Here is a 13,169-nt window from a genome sequence, read left to right as displayed (position 1 = left end):
ATTCATAATTTCGGCCATTGCCACTGTTTCAAGTCGTCACTCCAAGCAATTCCTATGCATGCGTGCGTATCGAAGATCAATTGCTCATCCTCCGGGCCGCTGCCGTGGAAGAACATGAGAAATTTCGCTATGCCGCTTACATGCCTGCAGTCCAATACAAACCCTGCGGTAATTCTTCCCCTCGCCCATTCCCAATCCTGCTGTCCAAGCGTCAGCAGTGTCTCATCATGGGTCCAATGCTTTATGTCCGTTGATCTCATGATCCCTATTCCGTTTTCCGGGGAGTGGAGCATGATGTATTGATTCTCTATCGTCAGAATGCACACGTTCTCCCCCGCATGTTCATTGCCGTAAAAACTCCAATGCTCCAGATCATAGGAAACCGATAAGCTAACTCCATTCTGTTTATAGAAGCAAAACCATTTCCCCGGTTCATCCTTGCTTTCGATAAGATAAGGGTCGATCATGCGCCCCATATCTTCAACCGGAACCTCCTCTCCCTTCAAACGGAGCAGCTTAGGATCCGTCCATTGGCAGAGGTCATGGCTTTCCATGATCCAGATTCGGGAGCTTTGATTGCCGTATTTTTCACCGCCGGGTCTGGGATACGTTTGGAGGCACATTACCCATTTGCCTTGAAAACGGATAATATTGCCCGGACTCGAATAATTCAGGCTGCGGTCTCTAGGCGTAAGCCGCTTAGGCTCACTCCAATGCACCAGATCCTCACTTTGGCTCATCGCCGTATACATAAAGATCTGTCCGTCGGACTCTGTCTCGGTTAATGTATAAAAGAGCCGGAATACCCCGTCATGATAAATGGCCGCTGGATCGCGATAAGCAATTCGTTGATTGCCCTGCAGCAATATGGGGGATGGAATCCCCGCTAAATCTACTTGTGTCACATTCATCCCTCCATCATTGGACGAATCCGTAATTGTTCATCGAATTCGACCCGCAAAATGCCAGGTCTTTCCTGAAAAGGCGCATTGGTGTTATTTCCGAAAAACGTGCTCCACCACTGTCCGGTTTTATCTTGAAAAAACATATTATGCCCGCCATGCGGTACAGCCAAATAGCGTTCACTGTAAGGTCCGTATATGTGTTCCGAGCTGGACACAAAGCAGTGATAATCACCGTCCACAAAATCTGCACCGGATAAATGATACCGTCCGCGAGCCTTGAACAAAAACGTCCCTTCAAAGCCGACATGCTTGCCGCAGGCCGGGGTTAACAATCGAAGGTCTTCCTCGAGTGTCGTCATGTCTTCATTCATCCTGGCAATTTTGCCGTTGTCGCACAAGAAGTACACTTCACCATCATCGTCTTGAAAAAGAGATGCGTCAATGTGTGGACTGACCGGTTCATTGGAGCTGATAATATCCACGTAAGGGCCTTCCGCACGTCCACTGACACTTTTTAACAATCCGTTGCCTAGCAAAGGAATGCTGTAAGTGATCCAGTAGGTATCTTTCAAATAATGGATTTCGGGCGCCCAAAGCGGTCGAAAAGGTGCTCCGTCACGCATCGCTGTTTTCTTCTGCCAGGTTCCATCACGATCAATGTTCCAGACCGTGCTTCGTTTTCGGGGGGTTGTAATGACAGGCGTCCAATTCAGTAAATCTGCCGATTTCCATACTTGGATATCCCCCGTCACCGCCCACCAATCGGGGAACCCGGTGGTTCCCGTCACATAATAGTTCCCATCCCCACCTAGACAGATTGATGTATCCCGAATCGGAAATTCAAATAACGGCTTGAAATTCTTTGGCAATGCAACCATCCGCATGACATCCTTTCTTGTAAGGGTTGTGGTTTAAAAAAGAAAGTCCGCCGAGGATCCGGCGGATTTCAGGTAAACTCATCTCTTATTTACCGTTATTTTTGTTAAAGTCCGCGGTAAATTCTTCGATGATTTTGTCGCCTCCGGCGGAACGCCACTTGGCAACAGCGGCTTCCCAGCCCTTTTCATCCAATTCGCCCAAGACGTATTTGACTTCCGCATCCGTAACGGCTTTCTTCAAATCTGCGCCTTTTTGGGTGTTCGTATCGGATAGCAGCGAGGCGCTGAGATCAACAGTACCGATTTTGTTGTTATCGGCAAACAACTTATCGATCTTTTGCTCCAGTGGAGTCTTCTCGATTTTGACTCCCGCGTTTTGATTGCCCCACCGGAAATTCTGCCAATCCTCCGAGCCTTTGGATCCGGGAACTTTCTTGGCCAATCCGCCCTCCATCTTGTAGTCAGTTCCTTCTACACCAGCATTGATCAAGGACAACATTGGCTCATCGCCCATTTTATCCAGGAATCCGAGGATTTGCTTCAGCTTCGCTTCATCCTTCACGCTTGATTTAGGAATGGCAATCAGAGAGTCGTAACCATTAGTCCCCCGAACGTGCTGCCCTTGCGGCCCATCGAAGTTTTGTGCCACATCAACTTGAACTTTCGGATTCTGCTTCATCATATCCAGGTGACGTGTTGCGGCATCATCGATAACGGAGAAATACATACCGGCTTTGCCCTGATTGAAATAATCATACTTTTTGGCAATCGGGAAATCTGCGGCAATAATTTTTTCATCAACCATTTTCTTATATAAATCCAGTGCCGGCTTGAATTCCGGAGCCATAAAATCAGGGATAATCTTGCCGTCCTTCACCCCCCAGCCATTCGGGCCTCCATTATATACGGTCAGTTGCTTCAAAAGCTCCATCGTAGAATCTTCCTGGATGCCAAACGTGTTTTTCTTGCCGTCTTTATCCGGATCGTTCTCTGTAAACGCTTTAGCCGTTTTGTAGAGGTCGTCCATCGTTTTAGGCATTTGCAGCCCCAGACTGTCCAACCAATCCTTGCGGATAATCATCCCGTAACGGGACAGCACACGCTCCCGAGGAATACCGTACAGCTTCCCGCTGATACTTGCATTTTTCACGGCGACTTGGCTCATTTTGCTTAAATTCGGATAGTCCTTCAGGTACGGAGTAAGATCCCAGAACACCCCCGACATTTGAGCGTTCAAATTGGCTGTTTCTTTGTTTTTACGGATCAACAGGACGTCGGGCAAATTCCCTGAGGCGATTGTCGCGCTTACTTTATCATCATAGGCTGTTCCCGCTCCGGGTACCCAGGTGATATCCAGCTTCGTGTTGGTATGCTCCTCGATTTTCTTTAAAAACGGACTGTCCTTTTTCGGCGGCTCCGCGAGCTGTTGAATCATCATCACTTTCAACTCCAAAGGCTTGTCTGCTGCTCCTCCCGATGGCTGCGCAGCCGGTGTTCCGCCCTTATTCGTGCAAGCAGCCAACAGGGAAGCGGATAAGCAAGTGATACAAATAACCTTGAGCAATTTCGCCATATTGTGGGATTCGAATTTTTTCATACACATTCTCCTCGTCTGTAGTTAATTTAACCTTTCACTGACCCCAATAAGGCACCTTTGGCAAAATGCTTTTGCAAGAACGGGTAGACGATCAAGATAGGTAAAGTTGAGAGTACAATTACCGCCATCTTTATAGTCTCCGCCGGTGGTGGAACAAAATCCTCACTAAATTGCGATGAATCCCCGATCCCCCCTTGAGATAGTATAACAATTTGTCTTAACCATACCTGAATAGGCCAGTATGAGCTGTCATTGATGTATAAAATGGCGTTGAAGTAAGCATTCCAGTGGCCAACCGCGTAGAATAAAGCGAGTGAAGCAAGCACCGGGGCTGACAAGGGTAGCACGATTCGAAACAAGATCCCAATATCGCTGCTCCCGTCAATCCGCGCCGCCTCCTCCAGCCCGTCCGGAAGCTGTTGAAAGAAGCTCCGCATAATTATAAGATTAAAGGCGCTGATTAAGCCCGGAATAATGAGTGAAGCGGGACTATCTAACAGCCCGGTCTCCTTGACTACCAAATATGTGGGAATCATCCCGCCGCTGAACAGCATCGAGAATACAACCAGCTTCATGAACAAGCTTACTCCCATCAAGTCTCGCTGAGCCAAAGGATAGGCCATGAGAGCCGTAAAGAGCAGATTCGCCAAGGTTCCGGCCACCGTGATGGAAATAGATACGGCCAAACTAGATAAAATCACGTCAGTGGACAAAATATACTCATAACCGACGAGGGAAAACTTGGTGGGGAACAATACAAATCCTTTTTGTATCAGTTCTTCCGGTGCTGTCACCGATGCTGCCAGAATATAGATAAAAGGAATCACACAAGCCGCGGCGACGAGAGAAAGCAGCACATAAATGATTCCATCCAGCATTCTGCCGGGTATCGTTTTATCCGCCATATCGTTGGTCTATCCTTCTTATTAGTAAATTCCATCCTCGCCGAACCGTTTGGCCAGCTTATTCGCAAGCACCACCAGAACGAGTCCGACTATTGATTTAAACATCCCTACTGCAGTGCTGTAGCTGAATTTCCCTTGAGAGATCCCTGTGCTGTATACGTACGTATCGAACACTTCCCCTACATCACGGTTCATCGGGTTGACCATAAGGAAGATCTGCTCAAAGCCGGAATCCATAAAACTGCCGATCCTTAATATAAGCAATATAATAATCGTGCTTCGGATGGAAGGCAGCGTGATATGCCACATTTGCTGCCAGCGGTTGGCTCCGTCGATTCGCGCTGCCTCATAGAGCTGAGGATCGACTCCCGCCAGCGCTGCAAGAAAGATGATGCTGCCCCCACCCTGTCTCCTTCCACATAACCTGCGAGGTAATGATCGTACGGAACCAATCCTTGCTAAGCAGGAAGTTAACCGGCTCACTTCCTATACTGTTCAACATGTTGTTAACGATGCCGTCTTCCGTAGAGAAGAAAAGGAAGCTGATTCCGACGACAACCACCCACGAAACAAAATGAGGAATATAAATTAGCGTCTGAATGAAACGTTTGAAAATATCCTTGCGCACTTCATTCAGCAGTAACGCAATAAGAATGGGTAACGGGAAGAAGAACAAAATATTGTACACCGCCAGAATAAAGGTATTCCGGAACAGCATCCAGAAAGCCTCATCTGAAAAGAAGGTTTCGAAATGCTTGAGCCCCACCCAGTTGCTTCCGAAAAAACCCTGGAACGGCTGATAATCCTGAAATGCAATGAGAACCCCCCACATGGGCACATACTTATAAATTAATAAATACAGCAGACCTGGAAAAAGCATAATATAGAACCAGCGCTGACGCTTTAAGCGTCTTAGAAAGACATTTTTGTTTGAAAACGCTCTCGGTCGAGCCATTGCTTTGGTCATCTCCAAGTATCCTCTCCTCCTGTCTGTTAGTCATGGTATCCTTGCTTGTTCCTCGGATCGATTCTCATGTTACCCGCCCGCATAATTCCTGTCGACAATCACAATAGCAGATCATTACCGCAAACCCTTGTTTTTAGCGGGTTTTGGGAGCTTTCTCTTGTTGATAATCAGTTGAGCAGGTCGGATAATCACTCCGGCATACGGTTTGCGGCCGCATAGAATTCAGGATTCGTGCCATCGGTAAACCGGATAGCTGTCCCGGCTCTCGCGAAATCATTGCCCACTACAAAAAGGTTCTCCGGTTCCACCTGTTCCAGCTCCAAAAACGTTCTAGTTCCCCGAAGGGCCTTAGATTGCTCCACCGATAATTCATTCACCTGCTTCAATTCGATGGCTGTTCCATCTATCTGGGCAGGCGCACCTCTGAATTGAATCAAGGACAGCTTGTCCAGATGCTCGCCGTACAGCGCCTGCTTCCAATGAGCGTTTATACGCACCGCTCCATTCGATTTCCACATCACATAGCGAGATATCCTTGCCGTAACGGCAGAAGATCGCCGGGATCGGATGTGCGAACACGCCTCGGGCTGTAGGATTCGTATCGAATACACCGCCGGGGTAAGGACTTCGCTGCTTCATCGTCAACTTCATATTCCGAATGGCTATTCCCTCGATCAGGCAGTCCTCCGAGCCCTCCAAATAAACGGCATTCTCGCCTTCAGCTAGGATGTGGTCAAAACGGATATTACGGATAATTCCCGGTGTGCCTGCATCTGGCTCGCGGCGGCGTTCCGCCGAGACGAAGATCGGCTCGCCCTTGCCCCACCATTTGCGCTTGCGCGTCTGCTCGAACTCATCACTGAACAGCCTTGTTTCCACGATTATATTGGAAAACAAAATATTTTCAATCGTTCCTCCGTTTCGGGACCATACGCCCATGCCGCGATTTGAGTTACGGATCACGCAGTTTTGAAATACGACATTCCGGATATCGGCATACGTTTCCGTTCCGATTTTCAAAGCGCACGAGCGAGACACGAGCGTGCAATTGCTTACGGTAATATTCTCACAAGCCCCATAAAGCGCCGCTCCATGCTTCGTTGTTTTCAGAACGATACAGTCGTCGCCCGCCTCGATATGACAATTCGAAATATGCACGTCGCGGCAGCTGTCCGGGTCGATTCCATCGTTGTTCGGACCACGCAGCTGACCGAGAATGGTAATGCCATGCACATTCACCCGCTGGCAGCCGGTCAAATGCAGGCACCATGAGGATGCATGGTATAAGGTCACGTCGCGGAACAGGACATTGGCGCAGCCTTCCAGATCTATGAGCTTCGGACGGAATTCCTGCAGCGGAAGAAGCACATGATCACCGCATCCATCGTCCTCTTCCAAAAAACGGGGCCCTGTCCATCGATGATGCCTGCACCGGTTACCGAGATGTTATTTACATGACGTGCACATATCAGTCCACGTCTCCCAATGTGCGGATCCGGATCAAAATCCTGTTCCTCCATACTGCTGATGAGGCGTGCGGCGGCTTCCAAATGCAGATTGACATTCTGCTTCAGCAAGAGCGTGCCGGTCAAATATCCCCCTTTCGGTACAATAACGGTACCTCCACCCTGCTCAGAGCAGGTATCAATCGCAGCCTGAATGCTCTTCGTATCCTTGGTCACCGCGTCGCCCGCAGCCCCGAAATCGCGTATGTTATACGTAATCAAATTCATCTCTCCCATCCCTTCATTCCTTAGCGTTGATATTACCGTAATCATTATTTGAATTTCTGTCGACAATCCCTGTGGCAGGAACTGGATTTAAAGCGCGCAATAATCAAAGAAGCAGTGCAAATAATCTTCACGGCAGCTTCACTAAAAGAGAAGTGACCCGGCGAAAGATCGTGAGATCGTCGCCAGGTCCTGTTTAATATATATTACCGCCTTTACCTGTGCTTTTCGCGATATTGCCCTGGTGTCATGTCTTCCATTTTGCGGAAGTACCGGATAAAATTCTGCGAATTCTGATATTGGAGCTTTTCAGCAATTTCGCTAATTTTTAAATCGGTTCCCACCAGCCATTGCTTGGCGATGGTAAGGCGGTATTTGGATAAATAGTCACTGAAGTTACTTCCCGTCTCCTTACGGAAAACGGTCTTGATGTAATTGGGATGATAGTTCAAGCGGGAAGCGCACAGCTCCAACGTCAAGCCGGAATCGAATTCATTATGAATCATTTCCAGCATGCGCTCCGAAATCTTCTGATGCCGACTTTCCCATTTATGACGGAGCGATACAATCATCGGCTCAATCACATCATGGTAAAACCACACCTCAATCTCCTCCGCCGTCCTGAGCTCAAGCAGATGCTCCTGAAGAGGCTTGCCGGTTGCCTGAAGCGCATTCACCGTTTCCCCGGCATCCTGCCATTCCCTCATGAGGTCGATCAGCAGGCGGGTCAGCACCATTTGTAAATCATAATAGCGCGGGTTATCCTGAATCGCCTTTTGCACAAATTCGCTCAGCAATTCCCTTGCTTTGTCCCGCTCTTCCATCTTCACGGCATCAATTAGCTCTTTTTCCAACCAATCGGGGTAAGCTACCGCAATTTGAGTGTCAGGCAGCACGTTTTGAAAAGGCAAAATGACCTGATCTCCGAAGCGTACCCGGTATTTAAGCGCCTCCAAGCTTTCCTTGTACGCCTGATGAGTTTCATTGATATCCTGATAAGGTCTGCTGATGCCGATGCTTATTTGCAAACCCAATATTTCATCAACCGTCTTTTGGATCTGTTCCGCATAAGCACACAGCTGTTTTTCGAATTCCTGAGGTGTCTCTCCAGCTCCCCTGCAAATGGTCACTTGGTTGTCGATCATCACTACCGGTAAAAGCCGACGATTGAGAGGTATCAGCTCGCTGGCTATGTTGTTGATGGCAAAAAGCAACAAATCCCTATCCCGCTCACCGTATCTTGTATTCTCAAGCGTATCAATTTCTGCATTCACTACAGCTAATAGACCTGGCGTCGGGTCATAGCCGAATTGATTCCACCGCTCGCGCGTCTCGCTGGGCCTGCCTTCTCCCTGGAGCAGCCTGAGGATAAAAAACGCTTCCAATTGCTTGGAATGAATACGCAGCTGATCTTTCATATGAGTCTGGGATGTTCTCAGCAGATGAATTTGGTCGCCGATGAATTTCAGTTCATCCGTATCCTGGGGCTTATTGATAATTTCGTCACCCGCAGCCACGGAGAACACCCGGCGAATCGGCATGTACAATTGCTTGGAGCCAATCCATGCCAAAAGTAAAATGAGGGCGAATGTACCTGCCGAGATATAAAAAGTGTACCATCCGATCGAGCGGGAATCCTTAGTGATGTCACTCAATGAGGCAAAAGATAAATAATACCAGCCGTTATAGGCGGACTTCGTATAATTTACACCAATCGTTTGTTGATTCGTTTTGAACGTAAAATATCCCCGAGTTGCATCCGTTGTATGCTGAATCTTCTCGACGGCCTGGTCCAACTCATTCTCCGATTTCATTACACTGCCTGAATGCTGTGTCAGCGGTTTAAAATCCGCGTCGAGAATCACGGTTTCCCGCTCCTTCGCTTCATTAAAGACCAGCTTCTCCAATTTATTGCGAGATATTTCTCCGATAATTAAACCCGAGCTGATAGTCCTGTTGATTGGCAGTTTTTTGATAAGCCGGATTCCTGCCGCGGCTGTGTTCAGAGGTTCGTTAGTCTGTGCTTCCAAATTTGTTGTTAGTGGAACAATCGTTTTCCAGAAGGACTTCTCCTTCGACGCAGCATAGTCCAAGATAGCTCCCTTCATTGGTGATTCATTCAAGGTGCCAAAACCTTGATTGGATAGCACCCATTCAAGATCAAGGTTCACGACTTGTACGTCATGAATCCCCAGCTCATACGGCTGCAGTTTGTTAAGACCGGCTGAAAGCTCATTCATCAACACAAAATTATCCGGTGTAAAAGGTGTCTGTAATGCGATGTTCACGGTTGAAGTGGAGATGTACTGAGTCATCAGATTCTCAAACAGCTGAAGAACCTGCTCAACGTTAAGCTGTGTTTGCTGCAACAACTGCATGTTGCTCTCAATGACCTTTTCCTGAATGCTGTCTTTGGCACGTATAAATGACAGACTCCCCAACGCCACTACGGGTATCGTCCCGATCAGAAGAGTAAGCAGCAGAAGGCGAATTAAGTACTTCGATGAAAAGAGTCTGGACATATTCGAATGCACTCCTTAATTCCTCAGCAAGTCGAAATTTCAATGTAAACGTATTCTCATTCTACTATTATATATCACTCTGAGCATGATAAGATGAGAATATATTACCACATGTCATTGATATATTTCACACACATTTGCTTAACAAGATCGTTAGAATCAGTTTTGCCGGGAATAAGAGCAAGTTCTTGTCAGTGCTTTGACAAAAACTTGCTCCCATAAAATATAAAAGCCACGATTTACGCGGCTTCTAATGAGACTATGTTTTTGTCACCCCACATGAGTCCTCTCATTTGCCGGCAAGGACTCACCCGGGCAGTTCAGAACGAGCTTCGAACAACCCACCGTAAGCAAAAAAACAAGCCAGATACTCCAATTAAGGGTATCTGACTTATTTCAACGCACATACGGAATGGTCAACGGCCCCATGGGCAGCACCGCGACGGACATCTGCTCGCCGTATACGGTTTTCAACTGCTCGAGGGCCGTTTCGATATGGCTGACCGGCTTCAGCATGGCGCTGCGAACCTCCTCGTCCAGCAGGGAAGAGTACATATACACATCAGCCCAGGTCATAACGACGGCCTGCTTCTGGACCTGCCATTGATCGAACTTCTGAAAAGTCGGGTCATGAATGAGCTCCAGCAGCTCCTGCGGCGTCCGACGCATTTTCAAAATTTCGAAGTAGTAGCCGTGCGCTGGAATACCGTCCGAGCACTCGGCCGCACACAGGATCGCACCGCCCTGCTTGACGATCTTGTGGGCGGCGCTCATCCCCTTCACGGCCTGGTACAGGTTCTGATCCAGCGGGTAGCCTGAATTGGAAGTAATGACTACGTCGAACCGCTCCTCCACCGGTACCATAGCGTGCTCCTTGACGAATGCGCAGCCCCGGTCATGGGTCTCAATCAGCTCGCCCGCGAATACAGCCGTAATTTCCTTGTCTTTATTCAAGGTCACATTAAGCACAAAATGAGGCTTGCACATCCGGTTCACTTCGCGGGCCATGTCCTGCAGCGGATTATCGGTCATATTGCCCCAGGTGGCCAGCGGGTCTCCGATCATCCGTGCGTTATGGAATGTCAGGATCGTCTCGATGCCGGCAATACCCGGCATAATGCCTTTTGGCCCGCCGGAGAAGCCGGCGAAAAAGTGCGGCTCGATAAAGCCGGTAACGATGCGGACGTCGGCCTCCACATATTCCCGGTTCAGATAAACATCGCAGCCGAACGAGCTGACGCCGACCTTGACCAGCTCCTCTTTGTTGTGGCAATGATGATTAATGACGCGAATCCGGTCCACGACCTCACTGCCCAGCATCTGCACGAATTCTTCTCTCGTCTGGTCCCGGTGCGTCCCCGTGCCGTTAATAATGACGAACTGCTCGGGCGGAACATGCGACAGCTCCTCCAGCAGCCATGGCACCAGCTTATGGTTGGGCGTCGGCCTTGTCAAATCGCTGATGACGATAGCCACCTTATCCGTCGCCCGCACGCTCTGCCTAAGCGGGGGCGCTCCGATCGGATAGCGCAGCGCTCCCAATACGGCCTGCTTCTCGTCCTCCAGACCGGACAGATAGCGGGGTTCGATCAGCACCGAGTGATCCGGCACCTCAACGGGCAGCACGCCTTTGCCGTACAGCAGCTCAACTTTCAAGTCATTTCCTCCTTCAGACTTTATCCGGTTTCTTTCAGCCTTCGAATTGGCGGGCCAGCGCAATGTCCCCTTTCACTTCTTCCAGGTAATAAGGATAGCCGAAGGTACGCTTGACTCTTGCCATAAAGTAAGGCTTATTGTGCAGACTCCAATAATATCCGAGCTTCTCCCAATGCGAGGATGCCTGCTCCAATAATGATACCGCTTCCAGCCTGTGCTGTACACTCCCATTGAGTTTAAACCGGTTGAGTTCCAATGCCGCTTCAAATTTGCAGGCGTAATACCGCGCCATCTCCACATAAGCATACAAATCATGAAGCGTGCAGGCTGCATGGCCGCATCGCAGCTCTCCAAGCTCCTCCGAGAGCCTCAGCGCCGTCCGCTCGGACTGCTCCGCCGCTTGCCGCAATATCCCGATAATATCCACAGGCGTCTCATAACCCTCTGCTGAAGCCTTGTCCGATGTCTTCTCGTGCTCTGCTGCCGCATAGGCTGAAACCGACATTACGTTGATGCCAGGCATAGCCTTGCCGTTGACGAAATCGAGAATCGTCTTGAAGCCGCTGACCTCGGACAGGCAGCTTTCCGGATGCCACTGGAAATCGTAATCAATCCAGAACAGCCGGTTAATCGCAGGGATGACGGCGGAAGCGCTGCGCAGGCCCTCTAAGAACAGCGGCGCGTGAACCGGCCCGTAGTGGCTTTCCAGCAGATGAACCCATACCTCGTCGCTCGTCTCCGGGTCATACGACAGCCGGCCCCACAGCTGGAATTGAAACAGATGCCGTTCAAAATCGTACTCCCAAGTCTTATGCCCATGATCGACATGCTGAAAATCGGTTCCCCATACGTAACCGTCAGCGCCCCAGTAAAAGCCTTTCACATAAGGCTTCAGCATCCCCTTAACATAAGCCCTGACGTAGTCGGGATCGCCCCAACGGTGGGTAAAGACATCGTCATTGCGGACCGTGTACAGAATGTTCGTTTGCTCCAAATCGATGCCTTCCCAGGCACCCCACAGCTTCTCAAACTGGGGCTCCGGATGGGAATAGCAGTGAGCGTTGGAATATTTCCAGCTGATATGGAATTGCTCCGGCTCGAACTGGGTCTGCACCATGTCCTTGATTTCTTTACCTGCATTCTGCATATTCGTGCGGTGAATGAACGGTACGTCTCTTCCCGACTGCTTGATCGCTTCCACATACGTTTCCACAATCCATTTCTCCCGTTCGTACCCGCTGCCGTCCATCCATTCGCTCGCCGACGTCCCAAGCCCTTTCAGCTCCGGATAAGTCAGCAGCAGCTGCAGCACCATCTCGCGGACATAGTCGCGGATGATCTCGGATTCACCGCGAAACCGGTTGAGCGGATAGCCTACCCGGTGAATGAGATTGTCGTACATGTTGCCGAAATCCCCAACAGCCTCCGGCAGGCCCAAGCCGCGCGCCACCTCCGGCGTGAGACGGATATTCCATGTAAACAGATACACGTCGATGCCCCGGCTGGCCGCATAGCGGAACAGCTCGCGGAAGAAACGGATGTTGCGCTCGATCTCCGAATCGCTGTAAGGATTAGCGTCTCTGAACCTCGGAGAGACGACCATCAGATGATACGGATGCTCCGACCACAGGCTGAGGCAGTTATACCGGTTCAGCGCAAGCATGTCGATATACGCTTTCCAGAAGTTGATATCCATGCACGTCTTCTCGTTCAATACAAACGGATCGCCCGAGTCGAACGGAGCGTAAGGCAGGTTAAACTTGATGCCGCGCAGGCGAAGCGCAGGCTTGCGGCGGATTTCCTCGCCGTCCGCCAGCTCCGCTCCGCGCGCGAGCCGTTCAGCCCATTCCAGGCAGCCGTACAGCAGCCCCCGGGAATCGCTTCCCTCGATCCGGACCAGCTCCCCTGTCCGGTACAGCCGGAACGACTGCTCCGCTTCGGCCGCGTCCTCCTTACGGATAGGAACTCTCCGTACGACGATGCCCCGTTCCGGGTCCAGCGCTGGCACC

The 13,169-nt window shown here is 49.9% G+C and carries 10 protein-coding genes and 1 pseudogene; all 11 read right to left on the bottom strand.

Going from position 1 to position 13,169, the window contains the following annotated elements; translation table 11 throughout:
* Positions 1-2: 2 nt before the first annotated feature.
* Positions 3-905, bottom strand: a complete 903-nt coding sequence (locus ACHHV8_RS07495) for a glycoside hydrolase family protein (protein WP_395157721.1) — start codon at positions 903-905, stop codon at positions 3-5.
* 2 nt (positions 906-907) lie between these two features.
* The gene (locus tag ACHHV8_RS07490; RefSeq protein ID WP_395157720.1) at positions 908-1,783 is read right to left on the bottom strand and encodes a family 43 glycosylhydrolase; all 876 of its coding nucleotides are present in this window, start codon (positions 1,781-1,783) and stop codon (positions 908-910) included.
* An 85-nt stretch (positions 1,784-1,868) separates the two neighbouring features.
* The gene (locus tag ACHHV8_RS07485; protein WP_395157719.1) at positions 1,869-3,380 is read right to left on the bottom strand and encodes an extracellular solute-binding protein; all 1,512 of its coding nucleotides are present in this window, start codon (positions 3,378-3,380) and stop codon (positions 1,869-1,871) included.
* A gap of 26 nt (positions 3,381-3,406) precedes the next feature.
* Positions 3,407-4,285 carry a carbohydrate ABC transporter permease gene (locus tag ACHHV8_RS07480; protein ID WP_395157718.1) on the bottom strand — a complete coding sequence of 293 codons (879 nt, stop codon included), beginning with the start codon at positions 4,283-4,285 and terminating at the stop codon, positions 3,407-3,409.
* A 21-nt stretch (positions 4,286-4,306) separates the two neighbouring features.
* Positions 4,307-5,240 (bottom strand): annotated as a pseudogene (locus ACHHV8_RS07475) (ABC transporter permease).
* A gap of 200 nt (positions 5,241-5,440) precedes the next feature.
* The gene (locus tag ACHHV8_RS07470) at positions 5,441-5,614 is read right to left on the bottom strand and encodes a hypothetical protein (protein WP_395157717.1); all 174 of its coding nucleotides are present in this window, start codon (positions 5,612-5,614) and stop codon (positions 5,441-5,443) included.
* 7 nt (positions 5,615-5,621) lie between these two features.
* The gene (locus ACHHV8_RS07465; RefSeq protein ID WP_395157716.1) at positions 5,622-6,620 is read right to left on the bottom strand and encodes a glycoside hydrolase family 28 protein; all 999 of its coding nucleotides are present in this window, start codon (positions 6,618-6,620) and stop codon (positions 5,622-5,624) included.
* Positions 6,581-6,985 (bottom strand): glycosyl hydrolase family 28-related protein, encoded by a 405-nt coding sequence (locus tag ACHHV8_RS07460; protein ID WP_395157715.1) that lies wholly within the window; start codon positions 6,983-6,985, stop codon positions 6,581-6,583. Before ACHHV8_RS07460 ends, ACHHV8_RS07465 begins: the two co-directional genes overlap by 40 nt.
* Positions 6,986-7,197: 212 nt before the next feature.
* On the bottom strand, positions 7,198-9,504 hold the full coding sequence (locus ACHHV8_RS07455) for a helix-turn-helix domain-containing protein (RefSeq protein ID WP_395157714.1): 2,307 nt from the start codon (positions 9,502-9,504) through the stop codon (positions 7,198-7,200).
* Positions 9,505-9,900: 396 nt separating this feature from the next.
* On the bottom strand, positions 9,901-11,160 hold the full coding sequence (larA, locus tag ACHHV8_RS07450) for a nickel-dependent lactate racemase (RefSeq protein WP_395157713.1): 1,260 nt from the start codon (positions 11,158-11,160) through the stop codon (positions 9,901-9,903).
* Positions 11,161-11,194: 34 nt separating this feature from the next.
* A complete protein-coding gene (locus tag ACHHV8_RS07445) occupies positions 11,195-13,168 on the bottom strand; it encodes a hypothetical protein (RefSeq protein WP_395157712.1) in 1,974 nt (657 codons plus the stop codon).
* Position 13,169 lies beyond the last annotated feature (1 nt).

It is taken from the genome of Paenibacillus sp. TAB_01 (assembly GCF_043945595.1).
Lineage (GTDB): Bacteria > Bacillota > Bacilli > Paenibacillales > NBRC-103111 > Paenibacillus_S.
Note: the sequence above shows the minus strand (reverse complement) of the source record. Positions and strands in the feature narration are given on the sequence as shown.

Bases quoted from the DNA above. Each gene is read 5' to 3' on its own strand.
- ACHHV8_RS07490 (WP_395157720.1), bottom strand. From the start codon at position 1,783: ATGGTTGCATTGCCAAAGAATTTCAAGCCGTTATTTGAATTTCCGATT.
- ACHHV8_RS07485 (WP_395157719.1), bottom strand. From the start codon at position 3,380: ATGAAAAAATTCGAATCCCACAATATGGCGAAATTGCTCAAGGTTATT.
- ACHHV8_RS07480 (WP_395157718.1), bottom strand. From the start codon at position 4,285: ATGGCGGATAAAACGATACCCGGCAGAATGCTGGATGGAATCATTTAT.
- ACHHV8_RS07460 (WP_395157715.1), bottom strand. From the start codon at position 6,985: ATGAATTTGATTACGTATAACATACGCGATTTCGGGGCTGCGGGCGAC.
- ACHHV8_RS07455 (WP_395157714.1), bottom strand. From the start codon at position 9,504: ATGTCCAGACTCTTTTCATCGAAGTACTTAATTCGCCTTCTGCTGCTT.